General features: G+C 67.1%; 20 protein-coding genes. 15 read left to right on the forward strand and 5 right to left on the reverse strand.

Annotation, left to right across the window (positions count from 1 at the left end):
- Position 1: 1 nt before the first annotated feature.
- Both map and ACG0Z3_RS21625 read right to left on the reverse strand, forming a co-directional pair.
- Positions 2-817, reverse strand: a complete 816-nt coding sequence (map, locus tag ACG0Z3_RS21620) for a type I methionyl aminopeptidase (protein ID WP_394401703.1) — start codon at positions 815-817, stop codon at positions 2-4.
- Positions 818-829: 12 nt separating this feature from the next.
- On the reverse strand, positions 830-1,687 hold the full coding sequence (locus tag ACG0Z3_RS21625) for an undecaprenyl-diphosphate phosphatase (protein WP_394401706.1): 858 nt from the start codon (positions 1,685-1,687) through the stop codon (positions 830-832).
- Positions 1,688-1,828: 141 nt separating this feature from the next.
- Between ACG0Z3_RS21625 and ACG0Z3_RS21630 the strand changes: the two genes are divergently transcribed.
- From ACG0Z3_RS21630 to ACG0Z3_RS21640, 3 genes are all read left to right on the forward strand, one after another.
- Positions 1,829-2,470 carry a TetR/AcrR family transcriptional regulator gene (locus ACG0Z3_RS21630; protein ID WP_394401708.1) on the forward strand — a complete coding sequence of 214 codons (642 nt, stop codon included), beginning with the start codon at positions 1,829-1,831 and terminating at the stop codon, positions 2,468-2,470.
- A 43-nt stretch (positions 2,471-2,513) separates the two neighbouring features.
- Positions 2,514-3,167 (forward strand): protein-L-isoaspartate O-methyltransferase family protein, encoded by a 654-nt coding sequence (locus tag ACG0Z3_RS21635; RefSeq protein ID WP_394401710.1) that lies wholly within the window; start codon positions 2,514-2,516, stop codon positions 3,165-3,167.
- A gap of 144 nt (positions 3,168-3,311) precedes the next feature.
- Positions 3,312-4,658, forward strand: coding sequence for a TolC family outer membrane protein (locus tag ACG0Z3_RS21640; protein WP_394401712.1), 1,347 nt, complete (start codon positions 3,312-3,314; stop codon positions 4,656-4,658).
- 42 nt (positions 4,659-4,700) lie between these two features.
- Here ACG0Z3_RS21640 and ACG0Z3_RS21645 read toward each other — a convergent pair whose 3' ends face one another.
- Entirely contained in the window at positions 4,701-5,582 is an 882-nt protein-coding gene (locus ACG0Z3_RS21645) for an MBL fold metallo-hydrolase (RefSeq protein ID WP_394401714.1), read from the reverse strand.
- 78 nt (positions 5,583-5,660) lie between these two features.
- On the opposite strand from ACG0Z3_RS21645, the gene ACG0Z3_RS21650 reads away from it, so the two are divergent.
- Genes ACG0Z3_RS21650 through ACG0Z3_RS21675 form a run of 6 tightly spaced genes read left to right on the forward strand, consistent with a single transcriptional unit; the run spans position 5,661 to position 9,140 of the window.
- Complete coding sequence (locus ACG0Z3_RS21650) at positions 5,661-5,978, forward strand: metalloregulator ArsR/SmtB family transcription factor (protein WP_394401716.1); 318 nt, start codon at positions 5,661-5,663, stop codon at positions 5,976-5,978.
- 3 nt (positions 5,979-5,981) lie between these two features.
- On the forward strand, positions 5,982-6,416 hold the full coding sequence (locus ACG0Z3_RS21655; RefSeq protein ID WP_394401719.1) for a YeeE/YedE family protein: 435 nt from the start codon (positions 5,982-5,984) through the stop codon (positions 6,414-6,416).
- 9 nt (positions 6,417-6,425) lie between these two features.
- On the forward strand, positions 6,426-6,845 hold the full coding sequence (locus ACG0Z3_RS21660; RefSeq protein ID WP_394401721.1) for a DUF6691 family protein: 420 nt from the start codon (positions 6,426-6,428) through the stop codon (positions 6,843-6,845).
- A 3-nt stretch (positions 6,846-6,848) separates the two neighbouring features.
- On the forward strand, positions 6,849-7,484 hold the full coding sequence (locus ACG0Z3_RS21665) for a DUF599 family protein (RefSeq protein WP_394401724.1): 636 nt from the start codon (positions 6,849-6,851) through the stop codon (positions 7,482-7,484).
- Between the two features lie 37 nt (positions 7,485-7,521).
- Positions 7,522-8,301 (forward strand): peroxide stress protein YaaA, encoded by a 780-nt coding sequence (yaaA, locus tag ACG0Z3_RS21670; RefSeq protein WP_394401726.1) that lies wholly within the window; start codon positions 7,522-7,524, stop codon positions 8,299-8,301.
- Positions 8,298-9,140 carry a 2OG-Fe(II) oxygenase gene (locus ACG0Z3_RS21675; protein ID WP_394401729.1) on the forward strand — a complete coding sequence of 281 codons (843 nt, stop codon included), beginning with the start codon at positions 8,298-8,300 and terminating at the stop codon, positions 9,138-9,140. Before yaaA ends, ACG0Z3_RS21675 begins: the two co-directional genes overlap by 4 nt.
- A 4-nt stretch (positions 9,141-9,144) precedes the next feature.
- On the opposite strand, the gene ACG0Z3_RS21680 is transcribed toward ACG0Z3_RS21675, so the two are convergent.
- Together ACG0Z3_RS21680 and ACG0Z3_RS21685 are read right to left on the reverse strand one after the other, a co-directional pair.
- Entirely contained in the window at positions 9,145-10,035 is an 891-nt protein-coding gene (locus tag ACG0Z3_RS21680) for a DUF3667 domain-containing protein (protein ID WP_394401731.1), read from the reverse strand.
- Positions 10,032-10,598 carry a LuxR C-terminal-related transcriptional regulator gene (locus ACG0Z3_RS21685; RefSeq protein ID WP_394401733.1) on the reverse strand — a complete coding sequence of 189 codons (567 nt, stop codon included), beginning with the start codon at positions 10,596-10,598 and terminating at the stop codon, positions 10,032-10,034. The genes ACG0Z3_RS21680 and ACG0Z3_RS21685 overlap by 4 nt, the downstream gene beginning before the upstream one ends.
- A gap of 128 nt (positions 10,599-10,726) precedes the next feature.
- Between ACG0Z3_RS21685 and ACG0Z3_RS21690 the strand changes: the two genes are divergently transcribed.
- The 6 genes from ACG0Z3_RS21690 (at position 10,727) to ACG0Z3_RS21715 (ending at position 20,523) form a co-directional block, all read left to right on the forward strand.
- Positions 10,727-11,488 carry a CoA transferase subunit A gene (locus tag ACG0Z3_RS21690; protein WP_394401736.1) on the forward strand — a complete coding sequence of 254 codons (762 nt, stop codon included), beginning with the start codon at positions 10,727-10,729 and terminating at the stop codon, positions 11,486-11,488.
- A 1-nt stretch (position 11,489) separates the two neighbouring features.
- Positions 11,490-12,128 carry a 3-oxoacid CoA-transferase subunit B gene (locus tag ACG0Z3_RS21695; protein ID WP_394401739.1) on the forward strand — a complete coding sequence of 213 codons (639 nt, stop codon included), beginning with the start codon at positions 11,490-11,492 and terminating at the stop codon, positions 12,126-12,128.
- A gap of 212 nt (positions 12,129-12,340) precedes the next feature.
- Complete coding sequence (locus tag ACG0Z3_RS21700; RefSeq protein ID WP_394401742.1) at positions 12,341-14,068, forward strand: DUF1800 domain-containing protein; 1,728 nt, start codon at positions 12,341-12,343, stop codon at positions 14,066-14,068.
- A 7-nt stretch (positions 14,069-14,075) separates the two neighbouring features.
- Positions 14,076-15,452, forward strand: coding sequence for a DUF1501 domain-containing protein (locus ACG0Z3_RS21705; protein WP_394401745.1), 1,377 nt, complete (start codon positions 14,076-14,078; stop codon positions 15,450-15,452).
- A 713-nt stretch (positions 15,453-16,165) separates the two neighbouring features.
- Positions 16,166-20,089: an RHS repeat-associated core domain-containing protein gene (locus ACG0Z3_RS21710; protein ID WP_394401748.1), complete on the forward strand. Its 3,924-nt coding sequence runs from the start codon at positions 16,166-16,168 to the stop codon at positions 20,087-20,089.
- Positions 20,059-20,523, forward strand: a complete 465-nt coding sequence (locus tag ACG0Z3_RS21715) for a hypothetical protein (RefSeq protein WP_394401751.1) — start codon at positions 20,059-20,061, stop codon at positions 20,521-20,523. The genes ACG0Z3_RS21710 and ACG0Z3_RS21715 overlap by 31 nt, the downstream gene beginning before the upstream one ends.
- The last annotated feature ends 818 nt before the right edge of the window (positions 20,524-21,341 follow it).

Raw genomic sequence — 21,341 nt, forward strand, 5'->3', positions numbered from 1 at the left:
GTCAGGCGATGGCCGAGGCCGTGATGAAGGCCGGCGGCGGCGGGCTGCCGGCAGACAGTGTCATGACCTCGTAGCCCGTGTCGGTGACGAGCACGGTGTGCTCCCATTGCGCCGACAGCGAGCGATCCTTGGTGACGATGGTCCAGCCGTCGCCGGTTTCCTTGATCTCGCGGCGGCCGGCGTTGATCATGGGCTCGATGGTGAAGACCATGCCGGGCACCAGCTCGTCCAGCGTGCCGGGGCGGCCATAGTGCAGCACCTGCGGCTCCTCATGGAAGACCTGACCGATGCCGTGGCCGCAGAACTCGCGCACGATGGAAAAGCCGGCGTTCTCGGCGAAGGTCTGGATGGCGTGCCCGATGTCGCCCAGTCGCGCGCCGGGCCTGACCTTGGCGATGCCCTTCCACATGGCCTCATGGGTGAAGGCGCACAGGCGCTTGGCGGCGATGGAGCCGTCGCCGACGACGAACATGCGGCTGGTATCGCCATGCCAGCCATCCTTGATGACGGTGACGTCGATGTTGACGATGTCGCCGTTCTTCAGCGGCTTGTCGTTGGGGATGCCGTGGCAGACCTGGTGGTTCACCGATGTGCAGATGGACTTGGGGTAGGGCGTGTAGCCCGGCGGGCAGTAGTTCAGCGGCGCGGGAATAGCCTGCTGCACGTTGACGATGTAGTCGTGGGCCAGCTTGTCCAGCGCCTCGGTCGTGACGCCCGGCAGCACATGGGCGGTGAGCATGTCCAGGACTTCGGACGCCAGGCGTCCGGCGATGCGCATGCCCTCGACATCGGCAGCGGTCTTGATCGTGATGGCCATGGCGGGATTATCTCAATCGGCCCAGACGATGGTGCCCGTCTGCCAGGTGGCCAGAACGACCAGGCCGAAGGCGATGCGGTACCAGGCGAAGACCTTGAAGTCGTGGCTGGACACGTAGCGGATCAGCCAGCGGATGCATATCAGCGCGCTGATGAAGGCCGTCACCAGGCCCACCGCGAACATGGGCAGGTCGCCCCAGGCCAGCGCATCGCGTTGCTTCAGCACCGAGTAGGCGCCGGCGCCCATCAGGGTCGGGATGCCGAGGTAGAAGCTGAACTCCGCCGCCGCCTTGCGCGACATGCCCAGCACGACGCCGCCGATGATGGTGGCGCCCGAGCGACTGGTGCCGGGGATCAGCGCCAGGCACTGCAGCAGGCCCACCTTCAGCGCGTCCAGCGGGCCCATGTCGTCCACGGTCTCGATACGGGCGCGGCGCGCGCCCTGCATGTCCATGTCACCGTACAGGCGCTTGTGGCGGGCCTCCACCCACAGGATGATGAAGCCGCCCACGATGAAGGCCAGCGCCACCGGCACAGGGTGGAACAGATGCGCCTTGACCAGCTTGCCAAACGTCAGGCCCAGCACGGCAGCCGGGATGAAGGCGACCAGCACATTCATCGCGAAGCGCTGCGCCGGCCGCTCGCTGGCAATGCCGCGCAGCGTGTTGGCCAGGCGCTCGCGGTACTCCCACACCACGGCGAACATCGCGCCGGTCTGGATGGCGATCTCGAAGACCTTGGCCTTCTCACCGACGAAGTTCAGCAGCGAGCCGGCGAGGATAAGGTGGCCGGTGGACGAGATCGGCAGGAACTCGGTCAGCCCCTCCACGATGCCCATGATGGCGGCTTTGATCAGCAGGATGACGTCCACGTACAGCTCCGGGAAAACGCGAGTGAGATTGCGCGAGGTTGCAAAAGGCGGCGCAGTGTAGCCAGCACCCGTTGACCGGCCTTGCGGGGCCGCCGTGGGCGCGGCTACATTACTGACCGCCTGGTCATTAACCAACCGCCCTTGACCGCCGTCACCCCCCGCCAACGCCGCAAGGATGCCCGCCCGCAGGAGCTGCTGGACGCGGCGCTGGCGCTGTTCGTCGAGAAGGGCTTTGCGGCCACGCGCAGCGAGGAGATCGCCGCGCGCGCCGGCGTCGCCAAGGGCACGCTGTACCGCTATTACCCGAGCAAGGACGAGCTGTTCAAGGCCATGGTGCGCGAGAACCTGTCCGTGCACATCGCCGAGTCCGCCGCGCAGGCGGCGCAGCACCAGGGCGCCATCGCGCCGCTGCTGCAGCAGATGATGCGGGCCTGGTGGGCCAAGGTCGGCGTGGGCCGGGCGGGCACGGTCTGCAAGATCATGATGGTGGAGGCACGCAACTTTCCGGAGCTGGCGCGTTTCTACGTCGACGAGGTCATCCGGCCGTCGCAGGCCTTCATCGGCGAGCTCGTCACGCGCGGCATCCAGGCCGGCGAGTTTCGGGCCGTGCCGCTGGAGGCGACGGTGCACCTGCTGATCGCGCCCATGCTCCACCTGATGCTGCATGAGCACTCGTTCGGCGAGCATGCCAGCTGTTGTGGCAGCACCAGTGCCGAGACCTTGCTGGACGCGCAGATGGCCGTCCTGCTGCACGGTCTGTTGGCCATGCCGCCGCGCACCTAGAATTTTGCTTTTGTCCCGCCGTACCGCGCCCTCGGAGAACCCAATGAACGTCGAACAAGCCCGCTTCAACATGATCGAGCAGCAGATCCGCCCCTGGGACGTGCTCGACCCCAGCGTGCTGGAGCTGCTGCAGGTCGTGCACCGGGAGGATTTCGTGCCCGAGGCGCACCGTCACCAGGCCTTCGTTGACACCGAGCTGCCGCTGACGGCCACCCGCCGCATGCTGGCGCCGCGCGTCGAAGCCCGCCTGCTGCAGGAGCTGAAGGTGCAGCGCCACGAGAAGGTGCTGGAGATCGGCGCCGCCACCGGCCATCTGGCCGCGCTGCTGGCCCGCAAGGCGCAGCGCGTCGTGGCCGTGGAGGCTGATGCCGGCCTGGCCGCTCAGGCCACCGCCAATCTCAAGCGTGCCGGTGTGGCCAACGCCAGCGTGCTGAACCAGGACGGCGCTGCCGGCGTGGCCGGTGAGGAGCCCTTCGACGCCATCCTGCTGTCGGGCTCCGTTGCGGCGGTGCCGCAGGCATTGCTGAACCAGCTCAAGGTGGGCGGCCGCCTGGCGGCCATCGTCGGCGGCGAGCCGGTCATGCGCGCCGTGCTCGTCACCCGCGTCAATGCCGGTGAGTTCAGCACGGTCGAGCTGTTCGACACCGTGGCCGGCCGCCTGCCGGGCTTCGCCGAAGCCTCCGCCTTCAGCTTCTGAAGCCGGCCCGGTGCGCCGCCCGTCGCTGCCAACCGCCGTTTGCCGCCCTCGGGGCGTAACTCGTCACATGGCTTCAGTCACCGGGCGCGTTTGGCTCTATAACCCCGGCCGCTGCTTCATCCATCGCTCCAGCCAAGGAACCTCATGCCTCTCGTCACCGCTCAACGCCTGATCCTGCAACCGCTGGCCGTGGCCGCCGGCCTCCTGCTCGCTGGTGCGGCCCAGGCCCAGAGCCTGCAGGAGCTGTACGACGCCGCGCGTGGCTATGACGCGACCTACCTTGCCAGCCGTGCCAACGCCGATGCAGCCGGCGCCCGCGCCGCGCAGGCGGAGGCGCTGACGCGCCCGACGCTGGGTCTTTCGGCTGCTGCCACGGCGGCGCGCGCGGAGCCGCCGGCCGGCAGCAACGTCACGTCGCGCACGCTGACGGCCGGCCTGCAGGGCAAGTACTCGGTCTACAACGCGGCCAGCCTGCCCACCATCGACAAGGCCCGCCGTGGCCAGGCCGTGGCCCAGGCTGATCTGGAGTCGGCCGAGCAGGACCTCATCGTGCGCCTGGCCACGGCCTACTTCGATGTGCTGGCGGCCAAGGACGCGCTGTCCACCACGCAGGCCAACAAGAAGGCCATCGCCGAGCAGCTGGCGTCGGCCAAGCGCAACTTCGAGGTGGGCACGGCCACCATCACGGACACCCGTGAAGCCCAGGCCAAGTACGACCTGGCCGTTGCGCAAGAGCTGGCCGCCGACAACGACCTGCGCGTCAAGCGCGTGACGCTGGACCAGTTCGTCGGCCGCGTGGGCGTGGAGCCCAAGGGCCTGATCCAGCCGGTTGCGCTGCCGGCGCTGCTTAGCACCGAGGTCGAGACCTGGGTGGCCACGGCCGATGACCAGCACCCGCTGGTGCGCAAGGCCCGCCTGGGCCTGGAGGTGGCGCAGCTGGACACGCAGATCGCCCGCGCCGGCGAGCGCCCCACGCTGGACGCCAGTGCCACGCTGGGTGCCCAGAACCTGCACAACAGCCTGAGCGGCCTGGCGGCGCAGTCCTCCGGCGTGGGCACCAGCAAGAACGCCTCTCTGGGCCTGACGCTGACCTACCCGCTCTACACCGGCGGCGCGACGCAGAACCGCATCAAGGAAACCCTGGTGCTGGAGGACCGGGCCCGCAACGACCTGGACTTCGCCCGCCGCAGCGTGGCCGAGGCCACACGCCGCGCCTTCTTCGGCGTGCAGTCGCTGAAGGCCCAGGTGGCCGCCTACGAGGCCGCCGAGTCGTCCACCAAGCTGGCGCTGGAAGCCACGCAGCTGGGCTACAAGGTTGGTGTGCGCGTGAATCTGGACGTGCTGAACGCGCAGACCCAGCTCTACTCCACGCAGCGTGACTTGGCCAAGGCGCGCTACGAGGTGGTCGTGACCGGCCTGAAGCTGCGCCAGGCCTCGGGCCAGCTGCGTGCCGAGGACCTCAGCGCCGTCAATTCGCTGCTGGTCAAGTAAGCCTCGGCTGAATCGACCGACCCCCGCCGCGGCGGGGTTTTTTTATGCCTGGGTACGGCCGATGACGTTGAGCGGGATCTTCAAGTAGCTGACGCCGTCGTACTCGGGGGGCGGCAGCTGCCCGGCGCGGATGTTGACCTGGATGGACGGGAGGATCAGCGTAGGCACGTCCAGCGTCGCATCGCGCGCCTGACGCATCTGCACGAACTCTGCCTCGCCGATGTTGTCGCGGGCATGGATGTTGTGGGCGCGCTGCGCGGCCACCGTGGTCTCCCAGGCCGGGGCTCGGCCCGCGGGCGGGTAATCGTGGCAGACGAACATGCGTGTCTCGGGCGGCAGGGCCAGGATGCGCCGCATGGACGCGTACAGCGCGTGCGCGTCACCGCCGGGGAAGTCGGCGCGTGCTGAGCCCACGTCGGGCATGAACAGCGTGTCGCCGACGAACACCGCGCCGTCGACGAGGTAGGCCATGTCGGCCGGCGTGTGACCCGGCACCAGCAGTGCGCGCGCCTCGACGCCGCCGATGTGGAAGACCTCGTCGTCCTGGAAGAGGTGGTCGAACTGCGTGCCGTCGGGCAGGAAGCCGCGCTCCAGGTTGAACAGCTTCTTGAAGGTCTGCTGCACCTGCGTGATGCGCTCGCCGATGGCGATGCGCCCGCCCAGGTGCTGCTGCAGGTAGCGGGCGCTGGAGAGGTGGTCGGCGTGGGCGTGGGTCTCCAGGATCCACTGCACCGTCAGGCCGTGCTCGCGCACATGGGCGATGAGCTTGTCGGCCTGCAGTGTGTGGGTGCGGCCCGACTTGAAGTCGAAGTCCAGCACCGGGTCGACGATGGCCGCGCTGCGCGTGGCGGTGTCCACGATGACGTAGGAGACGGTCCAGGTCTTGTCGTCGAAGAAGGCCTGGACAGTGGTGCGAGCGGTCATGCGGGCTCCTGTTTAGTTCATTATGTTGACTGACATTATATTTATTTGCATAATGAAGTCAACGCCACGGAGCCTGACATGCCCAACCCCGTCGTCATCGACACCGCCACTTTGCGCCAGGCCGCCGGCCAGGCGGTTGCCGCCCTGAAGGTGCTGGCCAACGAGGATCGCCTGCTGCTGCTGTGCCAGCTGTCACAGGGCGAGATGGCCGTGGGAGAGCTGGAGGAGGCGCTGGGCATCCGCCAGCCGACGCTGTCGCAGCAGCTGGGCGTGTTGCGCGCCGAGGGCGTGGTTGACACGCGCCGCGACGGCAAGCGCATCTTCTACCGCGTGGCCGATGAGCGGCTGCTGCAGGTGCTCGCCGTGCTCTACAGCCTCTATTGCCCCAAGGAGTAAGCCATGAACATCGACTGGAACGCTTTCACGCCCGTGGCCTCGCTGGCCGGCGGTGCGCTTATCGGCCTCGCGGCAGCGCTGTTCGTGCTGCTGAACGGTCGCATCGCCGGCATCAGTGGCGTGCTGGGCGGGCTGCTGCGGCCCGCCCGTGGCGACGTCGCCTGGCGCGTGGCCTTCGTGCTGGGACTGGTGGGCGCGCCGCTGGCCTATGTGCTGTTCACGGCCGTGCCGCTGCCGCGTATCGACGCGGGCTGGCCCGCGCTGGTGCTGGCCGGCCTGCTGGTCGGCGTGGGCACGCGCTACGGCGCGGGCTGCACCAGCGGGCATGGGGTCTGCGGCCTGTCCCGGCTGTCGCCGCGCTCGTTGGCGGCCACGCTGGCCTTCATGGGAGCAGGTTTTGCCACCGTGTTCGTGCTGCGTCACGTTGTGGGTTTCTGAGGAGCTGCTATGTCCATCTTCACGTCATTGCTGGCCGGTCTGGTGTTTGGCCTGGGTCTGATCCTGTCGGGCATGGCCAGCCCGGCCAAGGTGCTGGGCTTTCTGGACCTGGCCGGCGCCTGGGACCCGTCGCTCGCCCTGGTCATGGTGGGCGCCATCGCCGTGGGCCTGCTGGCCTTCACGGTGGCGCGGCGGCGCGAGGCCACGCTGCTGGGCCTGCCGCTGCGGCTGCCGACGGCCAGCGTCATCGACCGCCGCCTGCTGGTCGGCAGCCTGATGTTCGGCGCCGGTTGGGGGCTGGCCGGCTTCTGCCCGGGACCGGCGCTGGTGGCGCTTGGAATGGGGGAGCTGAAGGCGCTGGTGTTCGTCGCCGCCATGCTGGCGGGCATGGGCGTGTTCGAGCTGCTCGAACGGCGCCGCCAGGGCTGAGCCATGGATGCCGCCTGGGCATGGGCCAGTGCCGCGCTGACGCTGGCGATCACGGGCCTGTACGAAGCCGTGCTGCTGTTGCCGCGCCAGCTGGCACCGGCCCGGCATGCGGGGCTGCGCGAGGCCTGGCTGCGTGCGGTGTCGGGCCAGCCGGGCTCTGAGCTGCTGGCGGTGCAGACGCTGCGCAACTCACTGATGTCGGCCACGTTGCAGGCCTCTACAGCCGCGCTGGCACTGATGGGTGCGGCCACGCTGGCCGCGCCCTCCCTGCACACTGGCCTGGGCGGCACCGGCGGGCTGGGGCAGGGCGGGCCACGCCTGCTGATGGAACTGGTGTTGCTGGCGCTGCTGTCGGCCTCGCTGGTGGCCAGCCTGATGGCGGTGCGCTTCTACAACCATGCCGGTTTCATCGTCGGCATGCCCACGGCCTCGCCGGTGCGTGCGGGCTGGGCGGACGTCGGTGTGCGCTATGTGCGCCGCGCCGGCCTGCTGTACGGCGTGGGGCTGCGCCAGCTGGTGCTGGTGGTGCCGGTGGTGGCGGCGTTGCTGGTGCCGGCCTCGGGGCCGGTGGCGGCGCTGGTGGTGGTGGCCGTGCTGGTGGCGCTGGACCGTTTCGGCGGTGAGGCCGTGCCGGCCTGAGCGAGAGCCACCCCGAACAGGCGCCAAAATCCGCGTCATGCTGTTCCTGCTTTCGCCCGCCAAGTCACTTGATTACGACACGCCGACGCCCCCTGAACTGGCTGACGCGCTGACCCGCCCGCAGTTCCTGGAAGACACCGCCGCACTCATCGACGTGCTGCGCACCAAGTCGGTGGACGAGGTGCGCGCGCTGATGGATCTGTCCGAGCCGCTCGCTCAGCTCAACGTGGACCGCTACGCCGCCTGGCGACCGCGCTTCACCGACAAGAACAGCAAGCCCGCCGTGCTGGCCTTCAACGGCGATGTCTACGACGGGCTGGACGCGAAGACGCTGTCCGCCGACGACATCGCCTGGGCGCAGCAGCATGTGCGCATGCTGTCGGGGCTGTATGGCATCTTGCGCCCGCTGGACCGCATGCAGCCCTACCGGCTGGAGATGGGCACGCGGCTGGCCACGACGGCCGGCGCCGGCCTGTACGACTGGTGGGGTGACCGCCTGGCGCTGCACCTGAACAAGCTGGCGGCGGGCGAAAAGGCGCCCGTCATCGTCAACCTGGCGTCGCAGGAGTACTTCCGTGCGGCGGACCGCAAGGTGCTGAAACCGCGCGTCGTGGAGTGCCAGTTCGAGGACTGGAAGAACGGCGACTACAAGATCATCAGCTTCTTCGCCAAGCGCGCCCGGGGCCTGATGGCGCGCTTCGCCATCCAGCAGCGCCTGGAGACGCCGGACGGTCTTCAGGCCTTCAATTTGGACGGATATCGTTTCACGCCTGACGTGTCTTCCCCGGATCGCCTGGTGTTTCGCCGCAAGTCATGAGCCAACAAGTCATCACCCCTGAGCTGTGTGCGTGGATTTCCGAGCAGAGCCGCGTCGGCCACGCGTCCGAGAGCATCCTGGCGGCCATGCTGGGCAGCGGCTGGGACGAGGCCATCGCCCGCCAGGCGCTGGCGCGCACGCTGGGCCAGTCCGCCACGCTGACCACATCGGATGGCAGCACGCCCGGCCTGCCCGAGCCCGACCTGAGCCGCTTCACGCCGCTGCTGGAGGCGGGGGACCGGCAGGTCAAGGTCGTCATGGCGCTGCGCCAGCCGCGCGTGGTGGTGTTTGCCGACTTGCTGTCCGACGAGGAATGCGACGGCATCGTCGCGCTCGCGTCCAAGCGGCTGTCGCGCTCCGAGACGGTGGCCACCGGCAACGACGGCAGCGAGGTGAACGCGGCGCGCACCAGCGACGGCATGTTCTTCGAGCGCTGCGAGACGGAGCTGATCCGCCGCGTGGAGTCGCGCATCGCGACGCTGCTGCGCTGGCCGCTGGACCATGGCGAGGGCCTGCAGGTGCTGCGCTACCGGCCCGGCGCCGAGTACCAGCCGCACTACGACTACTTCGACCCCAGCCACGTCGGCACGCCCAACATCCTCAAGCGCGGCGGTCAGCGCGTGGGCACGCTGGTGATCTACCTGAACACGCCCGCCGCCGGCGGCTCCACCATCTTCCCGGACATCGGTCTGGACGTCGCGCCCGTAAAGGGCCATGCGGTGTTCTTCAGCTATGACCGGCCGCACCCGTCCACGCAGAGCCTGCACGGTGGCTCCCCCGTGCTGGAGGGCGAGAAGTGGGTGGCGACCAAGTGGCTGCGCCAGAGCGTGTTCAACTGAGCCGTCAGGCCGTGGCGGCGATCAGCAGCGCGAACACCGTTGCCACGATGGACAGCAGGATGAAGTACAGGCAGCTCAGCACCAGCCCGCGCCAGAGCGCGCCCCACCAGCCCAGGCCGTAGACCCGCCGCAGGGCCACCAGCCCGTGGGCGAACACGGCCATCAGCAGGCCGCCCTCCAGCGAGGCGCCGACGGCCAGCAGCAGCGCCAGGAACCACAGGCTGTGGGTGTGCAGCGAGAACACGAAATGCTCGGCGTAGCGGCGGCCGCTGCCTGCAAACGTCAGCAGCAGCGCCGCGAACACCGGCTGCATGGCCAGCATCGCGTAGGGCGCCAGCGCACGGGCCCGCGCCTTCCATTGCTCGAACGTCATCTGGGCGGCCTTGTCGATCACGCCGTCCAGCCAGCGCTCGACCGCATTGCAGGTCTGTGGCCGTGTCATGTCGCAGTCGCCGATCTGCTTGTTCAAGCGCGGGGCGCTGGCCGCGCTGGCAGGCGGCTCGCCCCGGGCAGCCGCGACCGTCTCCGCCTGCGTGGCCGGGTCGGCCTCGATGAACTGCGTAGGCCCTTGCGGCAGCAGCGCCCAGCCGACGAAGAAAACGAAGCTGGCGCTGAGGTAGACGCGCAGCGGCAGTACGTAGCGGCGGCGGGCACCGTGGAAGTAGGCATTCGTCAGCAGGCCGGGCAGGCAGATCAGCGCCCACAGCGTGCGCCACAGCGGCCCGTCCAGCGCGACGTAATGCCCCAGGTACTCGGTCAGCATCTCGCGCACCGACGGCGGATGCAGATCGGTCTCCTGCCCGCAGTGGCCGCAGTACACCGGTCGGGGCACGGCTAGCGTGAAGTGGCAGTTGCGGCAGTAGGGCAGCTCGGGGGCGTGGGCGTGTGGGCTCATGCGGACAACAGTTTGTGGATCAGGTCGGGCGTACTGGCCGCCTGGTATTTCTTCATCAGGCGCGCACGGTACACGTCCACCGTGCGGTGGCTGATGCCCAGGCGCCGGCCGATGAGCTTGCTGGTCAGCCCGTCGATGAGCAGCGCGGCAATCTCGCGCTCGCGGGGCGTCAGCGCGGCCGTGAGGCTGCGCCGTGCGGACAGGTCCTCGAAGGTCCAGATGCCGCGGGCGTGCGGGTCCCGCGTGTCCAGCGCACGGCCGGTCACATGGCACCAGAACAGGCTGCCGTCGAAGCGCTTCATGACGCGGTCGTCGCCGTAGCGGCCGTGCTGATCGAGGCTGGCAACGATGCGCTCGCCGGTGCGCTGGTACTCGTCGGGCGAGGGGTAGAGCTGTTCGAAGCTGTGGCCCACGAGCTGCTCGCGGCGGGCGCCGAAGATGGCCAGCACGTGCTGGTTGCAGTCGCGCACGATGCGCTGCTCGGACAGGATGAGCCCGATGGGAGCCAGCTCGAAAGCCAGGCGGTAGTCGGGCAGGGCGGCGGCGTTCAGGTCGGTCGGCAAGGGCGCGGCGGGCGGGGCCGGGCGGCCCGTGCGTGGTCCGGAGGGATTAGGCGATTCTACGTAACGCCATACGTAGCCGCCCCCGGCTACGCTCTGCGCCTTCTGTGACCCCCGATGGAGACAGCGGCATGAACAAGGTGTACCCGAGCGCTGACGAAGCGCTTCGCGGCGTCGTGAAGGACGGGCAGTTGCTGGCCGTTGGCGGCTTCGGCCTGTGTGGCATCCCCGAGGCCTTGATCGCCGCGCTGCGCGACAGCGGCGTCAAGGGCCTGACGGTGATCTCCAACAACGCTGGCGTCGATGGCTTCGGCCTGGGCCAACTGCTGGAGACGCGGCAGATCAAGAAGATGATCTCCAGCTACGTCGGCGAGAACAAAGAGTTCGAGCGCCAGTACCTGGCGGGCGAGCTGGAGCTGGAGTTCACGCCCCAGGGCACGCTGGCCGAGAAGCTGCGTGCCGGCGGCGCTGGCATCCCGGCCTTCTTCACGAAGACGGGCGTGGGCACCATCGTGGCCGAAGGCAAGGAGCTGCGCGAGTTCGACGGCGAGACTTACGTGATGGAGCGGGCGCTGGTGCCCGAGGTGTCGCTGGTCAAGGCCTGGAAGGCCGACAAGAGCGGCAACCTGGTGTTCCGCCGCACGGCGCGCAACTTCAATCCGGCGGCGGCGATGGCCGGCAAGCTGACGGTGGTGGAGGTGGAGGAGGTCGTCGAGACCGGCGCGCTGGACCCAGACGCGGTCCACCTGCCGGGCATCTACGTGCACCGCATCGTCGTGAACGCCAACCCCGAGAAGCGCATCGAGAAGATGACGCTGAGCCCGTCTAAAGACAAGGGGACAGACCGATCGAGCGAAGCGAGTAGCTCTGTCTCCCTCACTTCAAGGAGCTGAGATGGCCTGGACACAAGATCAGATGGCCGCGCGCGCGGCCCAGGAGCTGGAAGACGGCTTCTACGTGAACCTCGGCATCGGCATCCCGACGCTGGTGGCCAACCATGTGCCGGCTGACAAGGAAGTCTGGCTGCAGAGCGAGAACGGCATGCTTGGCATCGGCCCGTTCCCGACCGAGGACGAGGTCGATGCTGACCTCATCAATGCCGGCAAGCAGACTGTCACGACGCTGCCCGGCAGCAGCATCTTCGGCAGCCACGACAGCTTCGCGATGATCCGCGGCGGCAAGATCAACCTCAGCATCCTGGGCGCCATGCAGGTCAGCGCCAGCGGCGACCTGGCCAACTGGATGATCCCCGGCAAGATGGTCAAGGGCATGGGCGGCGCCATGGACCTGGTGGCGGGCGTCAAGCGCGTCATCGTGCTGATGGAGCATGTCGCCCGGAAGAAGGACGGCAGCGAGGACTTCAAGATCCTGCCCAGCTGCACGCTGCCGTTGACCGGTGTGGGCGTGGTGGATCGCATCATCACGGACCTCGGCGTGTTCGACGTCGTGCCCGGCGGCATCCGCATCGTGGAGCTGGCCGACGGGGTCACGCGCGAGCAGGCGCAGGCCAAGACCGGCATGCCGCTGCTCTGACCTCGCACCGCGGCCCCGGGTTTCACTGGGGCCCCGCACGGGCCGGCCATCGCCGGCTCGTTGTCGTTGGGCGGGGCACCAGAGCGGTGCTCAGTTCGCCGGCCAGATGTTTCTCTACGTAAGGGCCGGGGCGTTGTTCACGACGCACAACGGACGGGTGCGCGGGCGCCGGTCGGCGCTGCCATGATGCGCGCCGAACTCGCGAGATGGCCATGCCCGACCTTCACACCCCCGATCTGGCCCACGAGCTGGCCGTCTCCCCGGCACAGCGGCCGGCCGCGGCCGGTGAGCTGCATGCCTCCGCCGCCGTGCCTGCCGCGCTGGCCGCCGCGACGCTGCTGACCGCCTGTGGCGGCGGCGGCGGTGGTGGCGATTCGGCCAGCCCCGGCACCAGCGCGTCCGTCGCCGCGCCGCCGCCACCGCCGCCCACGGACACCGAGGCCGCGCGATTTCTGGCGCAGGCTGGTTTCTCGGCGTCCACGGCTGACATCGCCACCGTCAAGGCCAACGGTTATGCCGCCTGGCTGGAGGCGCAGTTCGCGCGGCCTGTCAATGCCGGCCATTTCGACTGGCTGCTGGAGCGTGGTTATGCGGTGGAGGCCAACCGCAACAGCACGGCCGGGCTGGACAACACCATCTGGCGCAAGCTGATGTCCGCCCCCGACACGCTGCGCCAGCGCGTGGTGCTGGCGCTGTCGGAGATCTTCGTCGTGTCGATGAACGGTCTGGAGGTGTCCTGGCGCAGCTTCATGGGCGCGGCCTACCTGGACCTGTTGGAGCAGCACGCCTTCGGCAACTACCGCGCGCTGCTGGAGGCCGTGACGCTGTCGCCCGCGATGGGCGTCTACCTCAACATGCGCGGCAACCAGAAGGAAGACACCCGCACCGGCCGCGTGCCTGACGAGAACTACGCCCGCGAATGCATGCAGCTGTTCAGCATCGGTCTCGTGCAGCTGAACGCCGACGGCAGCCCCAAGCTGGGCAGCGACGGCAAGGCACTGGAGACCTACACGCAGGCGCAGATCACCGAGCTGGCGCGCGTGTTCACCGGCTGGGACTACGACGGCGCAAGCACCACCGACCCGAGCTATGTGCGGCGGCCCATGCTCAACATCGCCACGCGCTTTGCGACCGGCGCCAAGCAGGTGCTGGGCGTGGCCATCCCGGCCACTGCCGACGGCGCCGCCGCGATGAAGACCGCCATGGACACGCTGGCCGCGCATCCCAACGTCGGGCCCTTCATCGGCCGCCAGCTCATCCAGCGTCTGGTGGCCTCGCATCCCAGCGCGGCCTACATCGCCCGCGTCAGCGCCGTGTGGAACGACAACGGCGCCGGTGTGCGCGGCGACCTCAAGGCCGTCATCAAAGCCATTCTGCTGGACCCCGAGGCCCGCAAGGTGCCCACGGCCGCATCGGGCGGCAAGCTGCGCGAGCCGGTGCTGCGCCTGGTGCAGTGGGCGCGCAGCTTCAACGCCACGTCGCCCACCGGGGTGTGGAACATTGGCGATACCAGCAACGCCGGCACGCGGCTGGGCCAGAGCCCGCTGCGCAGTCCGTCGGTGTTCAACTTCTTCCGCCCCGGCTATGTGCCACCCAACTCCGTGCTGGGCAGCAATGCCATCACGGCGCCCGAATTCCAGCTCTGCAACGAGAGCACGGTGGCGGGCTACCTGAACTTCCTGCAGACGGCGATCGGCAGCGGCGTCGGCGAGGTCAAGGCCAGTTATACCGCCGAGCTGGCGCTTGTGGCCGACGTGCCCGGGCTGGTGGCCGACCTGGCGCTGCGCCTGGGCGGTGGCGGCATCTCGGCCGAGACGCAGGCCACCATCGCCACGGCGGTCGCCACCATCACCGCCACCACCGACGCCGGCAAGCTCAACCGCGTCTACGCCGCCATCCTGATGCTGATGGCCGGCCCCGAATACCTGGTCCAGAAGTGAGGCGGCCATGAAGCTCAACCAACTCCCCGAATTGCAGCGCCGCGAGTTCCTGCGCCGCGCGTCCGCGCTGGGCGTGGCCGGGGCGGCCGCCCCCTGGGCGCTGAACCTGGCCGTCATGGGCGAGGCGGCGGCGCAAGCCGCCACTGGCGACTACAAGGCCCTGGTGTGCGTGTTCCTGAACGGCGGCAACGACTATGGCAACACGCTGATCCCGTTCGACGCCGCCAGCCACGCCGAGTACGCCGCCATCCGCCAGACGCTGGCCACGCCGCGCGACGCATTGGCCGCCACCGCGCTGGCCGGCAGCATCGGCGGGCGCCAGATGGCGCTGGCGCCGCAGATGCCGCGCCTCAAGTCGCTGTGGGACGCCGGCCGCTTGGGCGTTCAGCTCAACGTCGGCACGCTGGTGCAGCCCACCACGCTGGCCCAGTACAAGGCCAGGAGCGTGCCGCTGCCGCCCAAGCTGTTCTCGCACAACGACCAGCAGTCGCTGTGGCAGGCCAGCACGCCCGAGGGTGCCACCAGCGGATGGGGCGGCCGCGTGGGCGACCTGTTCCTGGGCGGCAACAACCCGTCCACCTTCACCTGCATGAACGTCGCCGGCAACGCGGTTTTCCTTTCTGGCAAGCAGGCCGTGCAGTACCAGGTGTCCACAGCCGGCGCGGTGCCCATCAACGGCGTCACCAGGTCGCTGTTCGGCTCGGCCGCCTGTTCGACGGCGCTGCGCTTGCTGATCACCGCCGACCGCACGCACTGGATGGAGGCCGAGCTCAACCGCGTCGTCAAGCGCTCCGTGGACGCCCAGGCCACGCTGGGCACGGCGCTGGCCAACCAGGCCGCGCTGGGCACCGTGTTCGACACCACGGCCAGCCTGTCCAACCAGCTGCTGATGGTGGCGCGGCTGATTGCCGCCCGCCAGGCGCTGGGCGCCAAGCGCCAGGTGTTCTTCGTCGCGCTGGGCGGCTTCGACCTGCATGATCTGCTGCTGTCCAAGCAGCCGCTGCTGCTCAAGCAAATCGACGACGCGATGGCCAGCTTCTACGCCGCGACGGTGGAGCTGGGCGTGGCTGACCAGGTCACCACCTTCACCGCCAGCGACTTCGGTCGCACGCTGACCAGCAACGGCGACGGCAGCGACCACGGCTGGGGCAGCCACCACTTCGTCATGGGCGGCGCCGTCAAGGGCGGGCGCTACTACGGCGCGCTGCCGTCGGTCAGCGTCAACGGGCCCGATGACGTGGGCCAGGGCCGGCTGCTGCCCACCACCTCGGTAGACCAATTGGCCGCGACGCTGGCAACGTGGATGGGCGTGTCCGCCACCGACCTGCCGCTGGTGTTGCCGCAGATCGGCAACTACACGCAGAAGGACCTCGGCTACTTCTGACCGACTCCTGACGTGCGTCAGAGGCTGGCAGCTAGGGTATTCACGAAGTCGTTTACGGCTTCGATGTGGTTTGTATGGTCAATGGTGACGCTATCAGTAGATTCGTGGCCGTTGTGCCCGGCCAATGTCGCCGCAACGACTCTTGACGGTCAACCGGCCAGCGCGCCGTTTTAGGTATGTCGCGCGAGGACGCGGGGGGCACGTCTGGCGAAGTGGGGCGGCGGTTGACCACGGCTTAGCGGAGATCGGGGGGATGGGGTGGCGCTTTCCGGCTGCAAATACGACATCCCACGCCCAGAGTCATTTGTCGACTTCAAATCATGTGCTGGCGCCGTCATATGAATAGCAAGCTCCTTTCACCCCTTGTGCATATTTTCATCGGCTTTTTTCCCACTCAGCGCTGGCCCAGCAGAAAATACTGCTGCCCAGCCCACAAGAGTTGGCGCGGCAGGAACAGCAAGCTGCTGAGCAGCGGGCAAGGTTCCCTACGGTAGAGGTATACGGTAAGAGCTTAATAGACCCCAGAGATGCCCAGGCAATCCATTCTCGCGCAGTCGCCAATTCTGACTTTGCGGCGACATTAAACCATCCGATAGCCAAGTCCGGGGGGGGCTTCTAGTGGTGAAGTCGCCGCCGGCAAGTCCATTGACACCAAGAATCAAAGTAACAAAGCAGCAGATCCCAAGTGCCTTAAAGCTGCCGGCAACCCCGTCATGCTTGCCAGCGGCAATAAGGTCGAGTTTGAAGTTGACCTGGTTCTGTCTGGCTATTACCCGCTACTCATGGAGCGCACGTACAACCGGAATTCCAGTGATCGAGGCCTTTTTGGTGAGAGATGGTTCACCGCCTATGACCGCAAAATTATCTTCGGAACTGACTCTGTCCGCATGTTGCGTTCAGACGGCTCAGAGTTTCGGCTTACGTACCAGTCCAGCAGCGACAGCTGGCTCTTGGCACCAGAAACCGAGCCACGTGCGCAGCTCCGACTCACTCGCGCGGGCTCCAATTTCCGCTTCGTAGACAGCGGAGGCAATATAGAAATCTATGCCTCCGGTGGCTCGCTGCTCTCCGCCACAGATGCCAATGGCATCGGCTGGACATTGACTTATGACAACCCGGGCCACGTTGTTGGCGAGGGCATCAACCCCACCCTGCGTCGCGTTACCCACACCAACGGCAGGTCACTGACCTTTACGATCGGTGCGGCGGGAAGTTCCGCAGTTCTGACCCAACTGGTTGACCCTTCGAACCGGTCGATCAACTACGGTTACGACAGTGCAGGCCGTTTGACCACAGTCACCTATCCACCTACCGTCAGACTGGCATCGCCCAACGCAAATGCCGTCAGCGATGTCATCACCTACCACTGGGGCGACAACGGCACGAGTCAGTACATGGGCAAGTCCTTCAACGGCGTGCGCTATTCCTCCTTCGCCTATGACGGCCAGAACCGCGCCATCTTGTCCGAGCATGCGAACGGCGCAGACCGCCACACCTTCTCTTACAACGCAGACGGTTCGACCACGGTCACACGGCCTTCCGGGCGAACGACACGCCACTGGTTCAACACGGACTCGCAGCCCACACGCATCGAAGCCGCAGGCACCAGCACCTGCCCCTTTGCACAAACGCAGTTCGACCGACCGAATCCCCAGGTCGTCACCACGACGCTGCCAAGTGGCTTGGTGATGGAATCGACCCTCGACGCCGAGGGCTACGTGGTGCAGGAAGTGCGGGGTAAAGGCAGGCCTCTTGCGCAGACCACCACCTACACCTGGGGCGGATCGCCGAAGCGGCTGCTGCAGATCACGGCGCCGCTCTCAACCACCATGATAGCCTACAACGACCCCAAGGGCCGCGAAACCAGCCGCACTGTCACGGCCAATGGCGCAGCGTCCACCGGCCCGCTCACGACGACGACCAGCTACACCGATCACCCCAACGGCATGCCCGCCACTGTCGTGGTGGACGGCCCGGTCGCCGGTACAGGCGACGCAGTGACCTACAGCTACAACACCAGCGGCGATCTCGTCAGCGTCAGCAACTCGATTGGCACGACGACGTTTGGAGACTTCACGGCCAACGGCCTGCCCACGCACATCACCGACCCCAACGGCGTCGTCACCCAACTGAGCTACGACGGGCGTGATCGCATCTACTCGAGCACCACGGCAGGGTTGACGTCCCGCTTTGCCTACGACGTGCTCGGCCAGCTGATGGCGACAGCCAGTCCGGCGGGCGTCGAAGTCAACCGCAACTTCGACGCAGCGCGCCGTCCGACAGGCGTCATGATGTTCGACAGTTACACGGCTTCGATCAACGGCGATGCACGTCCTGCCGAAAGCTACGTACTCAACACGCTGGATGCCTCGGGCGCTGTCACTAAATCGCAGACCGTGAACACCCGCTACCGCCGCACGAACTGCTATCCGCCCAGTTGCTACGGCGCACCATTCACGGTGGATCGCACCGTCGCCACGGAAACCAACATCGACCGCGACAGCGAAGGCCGCATGCATGCCGTGCGCGGCGCATACGGCCAACAAACCATCATCCGGCGCGATGCCGAGGGGCAGGTTGAAAGCATCGAAGAAACCATCGACGGCACCGACACGCCACTGATCACCCGCTACGGCTACGACGACCTGCGCCGGTTGAGCACGGTCACCGATCCCAAGGGCGGCATCACCACCTATGGCTACAACGCGGCCGACGAAGTGGTCTCCATCACCGACCCCAAGGGCACCGTCGCGGTCTACGACAAGGACGGCCTGGGTTTCGTACGCAGCATCACCAGCCCGGATACCGGCGTCACCAGCTTCAGCTACCGCTCTGATGGGCTGCTACAAAGCTCCACCGCCGCTGACGGCACGACCATCGCACGCAGCTACCGCGCCGACGGTCGGCTGGAGTACCTGTCGGCCAGCCGTGGCGGTCAGACCGTCACGCGCACGTATGCCTACGACAACTGCGCCTACGGCAAGGGCCGCGTGTGCAGCGTGAACGAGTCCAGTGGCGAAACCCTGAGCTACGGCTACACCGCATGGGGCGCCCTGGCCACGCAGACTGCCAATGTCCAGGGCCAGAGCTTCACCACCACCTGGACCTACGACGGCGCAGGCCAGCTCGCCTCGCTCACCTACCCGAGCGGCCTGAGCCTGAGCTACACCTGGGCGGAGGGGCGCCCTCGCAAGATCGTGGCGCAGACCTCGACGGGCGCCACGCAGACCCTCAAGGACTACATCACCTACCTCCCCTTCGGCCCGGAGAGTAGCCCGGTGGCCCGGGAGTACGACATCGACGGCCGCCTGCGGCGTATCCACGAAGTCGACATCGCCTACAACAAGCGCAACCTGATCACGAGCATTGGCGGGCTGGGCTTCAGCGGACTGGCTTACGACGAACTCGGCCAGCTCACCAGCGCCACTGACGCAGGAGGCAACAGCGCCTTCTCGCTGAACGACGCCAACGGCAACCGGACCGGCGCCGCCTACGCCCCAGGTGGCAGTACGTCGTACAACGTCAGCTCCATCAACAACCGGCTGCTGTCGGTGACTGCCGGATCAAGCACGCGCACGTTCGCGTATGACGCCGCAGGCAACCTCACCCAGGACCAGCGGGCCGGCGTGACCGACTGCCACCGTTACGACGCCTTTGCGCGGCTGGCGCAGTTCGAACGCTATGGCGCCAATGTCAGCTGCGTGAGCCCGGGCATGAGCCCAGGCACCCAAGCCAGCTACGTCTTCAACGGGCTGAACCAGCGCAGCTACAAGCAGGTGGGCGGCACCGGCACCCGCTTCGTGTATGCCCCGAGCGGCGAGCTGCTGTACGAGATCGACACGACGGGCAAGCAGCGGCACTACATCTGGTTCGAGGGCCGGTTGATCGCGCTGAACACGAATGCCACCAGCCATGCCAACACCTACTTCGTGAAGACCGACCATCTGGCACGGCCGTACAAGATCATCAATGCCAGCAACGCCACGGTATGGTCGGCCACGCTGCGGGTGTTTGATCGGGTTGCGCAGCCTGGTGATTCGATTGGTGGGTTTAACCTGGGCTTCCCGGGGCAGTACTACGACAGCGAGTCAGGCTTGTGGCAGAACTGGCATCGGACTTATGACGCGAGTGTGGGGAGGTATACCCAATCCGATCCCATCGGGCTTGAGGGCGGCATCAACACCTACGCATATGTGGGCGGCAACCCGCTGAGCAGCATCGATCCGATGGGGTTGGCAGATCTCAACCTCTTTTCGCCCAGCGAGCGGATTTCAAGTTTTGCAAATGCTTGGTCGGTTAAAGGTGTGTACACGGTGGCCGCACACGGCAATCCGTATCTTGTGATGAATGGCAATACGGCTATGTCGGCGAGTCAACTGGCAAGTCGCATTCGCGCGGATCCAAACTACAAAGGTCAGGCAGTGATGCTTGGCTCCTGCAATACAGGGAAGAATGGGGACAACGGGGCTAAACCTTTTGCGCAAGCCCTAGCTGACGCACTGGGTGCGCCGGTTACGGCGCCGCTGGGGTTGGCTTGGTACAACTCGAATGGCTTGATGGGTTCAGCAAGTTCGGCCGGACCGCCGGCCGCAGGTGACCCGGGTTCATGGAAATCATTCTTCCCGACAGGGCCATGAAGTTGCTCTATCGTGCCGGTGGAGCGGCTGTAGTTTTCGCGGGCCTTGGTGCCGTGTATCTTCACTTCTCTGGAGGGCGAGTGACTGATCCTGCCCAAAGTTCGGCAACCATATTCCAAATCCCTGCTGGTGAATTGGAGGCGCTTAAGCAAGTCGGAAAAACAGGCGATTGCGCTGCCGCCTATCGGCTCGCTCATCACTTCAGCTTCGCACTGAATCAGCGCGACGATGCCATCTACTGGCTTCGGATAGCTGCTCGCTGCCCCAACGCGGACGCAAAGGCCGAGCTTGTCTACATGCTGCTGGGGCCGAGCGACAAAGGCGAGATTGCCCAGGAAATTGATCAATTGGTTCTTGAACTTGAAAAGACCAGTCCGGGGCAAGCTCAAGAGGTGAAGAAAGAAGTCGCGTTGAGGCGTGCGGGCAAGCCGTGAGGCAATGTCTGCGGACCACCGCTCGGTAGCCCGGTAGGTTGGGGTCATTGACCCCAACGCCAAGCCTGTCGAGGGTGGCAGGCCGTGCCTCCAAACCTGGTCCTGGCGGCCTGGCCGAGATCAAGGTCGAGCCGCGCAAACTGCGATCCTTGCGCCACGGCCCCGCCCCTCGCGATGCCGCGCAAATCGACTTCCTGACCGCCGGGCGCGCGCTGCTGGCCCAGCGGCTTTAAGCCGTTGCGCGAGCGGCAGCGCTCGCGCCCCCGGTTCGTGCCAATGCCTTCAGCCGTCGCCCCGGCCACCAGCGGCGGAACACCGCCGCTCCCCCCTTCAAAACGCACACACACTACGCACGGCCTCCGTGCTAGCGGGATTCTCCCAAACCCCATATGTGACAACGACTTGATGCCGTAGCACGGCGAGGTGCAAATCCCTTGCTTCGTCGTCTGGATGCGCCGAATGTCAAGCAAATCAACCACTTGCCACTGCTAGCGTCCGCTACCACGGGGGAGAGCCCGAGCCCAGGAGCGGCCGGCTCGAACCGCCTTGCAAACCGTCTTCGGGGCCGCCCCCGCACCGCGCATGGGGCGTGCTTGAAGCCCCAACCGGCCGGCTTGGCGCCCAGCGTGCCGCGACGCGTCAAGACCTCTTGGCCGCCAGGGAACTGCCGGACATGGTTGCCGCCAAAACGGCTTGACGGCTCGTGCGCCTTGCGAGCCCGGAAGGCGGACCAAAGCTGCCGATGCACGCGCGCAGCAAGGCCGAGAGCGAGGCCGAATAGGCGGCCAGCCAGGTCCAGGCTGCGCCGGCAGTCCGGC

Origin of the sequence: Pelomonas margarita (assembly GCF_043555875.1) — a bacterium.
GTDB classification, from domain to species: domain Bacteria; phylum Pseudomonadota; class Gammaproteobacteria; order Burkholderiales; family Burkholderiaceae_C; genus Pelomonas; species Pelomonas margarita.

Excerpts from the sequence above, each read along its gene's own strand:
- ACG0Z3_RS21635 (WP_394401710.1), top strand. The coding sequence starts at position 2,514 with ATGAACGTCGAACAAGCCCGCTTCAACATGATCGAGCAGCAGATCCGC.
- ACG0Z3_RS21705 (WP_394401745.1), top strand. The coding sequence starts at position 14,076 with ATGAAGCTCAACCAACTCCCCGAATTGCAGCGCCGCGAGTTCCTGCGC.
- ACG0Z3_RS21695 (WP_394401739.1), top strand. The coding sequence starts at position 11,490 with ATGGCCTGGACACAAGATCAGATGGCCGCGCGCGCGGCCCAGGAGCTG.
- ACG0Z3_RS21665 (WP_394401724.1), top strand. The coding sequence starts at position 6,849 with ATGGATGCCGCCTGGGCATGGGCCAGTGCCGCGCTGACGCTGGCGATC.
- ACG0Z3_RS21710 (WP_394401748.1), top strand. The coding sequence starts at position 16,166 with ATGCTTGCCAGCGGCAATAAGGTCGAGTTTGAAGTTGACCTGGTTCTG.
- ACG0Z3_RS21650 (WP_394401716.1), top strand. The coding sequence starts at position 5,661 with ATGCCCAACCCCGTCGTCATCGACACCGCCACTTTGCGCCAGGCCGCC.
- ACG0Z3_RS21655 (WP_394401719.1), top strand. The coding sequence starts at position 5,982 with ATGAACATCGACTGGAACGCTTTCACGCCCGTGGCCTCGCTGGCCGGC.
- ACG0Z3_RS21645 (WP_394401714.1), bottom strand. The coding sequence starts at position 5,582 with ATGACCGCTCGCACCACTGTCCAGGCCTTCTTCGACGACAAGACCTGG.
- yaaA (WP_394401726.1), top strand. The coding sequence starts at position 7,522 with ATGCTGTTCCTGCTTTCGCCCGCCAAGTCACTTGATTACGACACGCCG.
- ACG0Z3_RS21660 (WP_394401721.1), top strand. The coding sequence starts at position 6,426 with ATGTCCATCTTCACGTCATTGCTGGCCGGTCTGGTGTTTGGCCTGGGT.
- ACG0Z3_RS21680 (WP_394401731.1), bottom strand. The coding sequence starts at position 10,035 with ATGAGCCCACACGCCCACGCCCCCGAGCTGCCCTACTGCCGCAACTGC.
- ACG0Z3_RS21715 (WP_394401751.1), top strand. The coding sequence starts at position 20,059 with ATGGAAATCATTCTTCCCGACAGGGCCATGAAGTTGCTCTATCGTGCC.
- ACG0Z3_RS21700 (WP_394401742.1), top strand. The coding sequence starts at position 12,341 with ATGCCCGACCTTCACACCCCCGATCTGGCCCACGAGCTGGCCGTCTCC.
- ACG0Z3_RS21640 (WP_394401712.1), top strand. The coding sequence starts at position 3,312 with ATGCCTCTCGTCACCGCTCAACGCCTGATCCTGCAACCGCTGGCCGTG.
- map (WP_394401703.1), bottom strand. The coding sequence starts at position 817 with ATGGCCATCACGATCAAGACCGCTGCCGATGTCGAGGGCATGCGCATC.
- ACG0Z3_RS21690 (WP_394401736.1), top strand. The coding sequence starts at position 10,727 with ATGAACAAGGTGTACCCGAGCGCTGACGAAGCGCTTCGCGGCGTCGTG.
- ACG0Z3_RS21675 (WP_394401729.1), top strand. The coding sequence starts at position 8,298 with ATGAGCCAACAAGTCATCACCCCTGAGCTGTGTGCGTGGATTTCCGAG.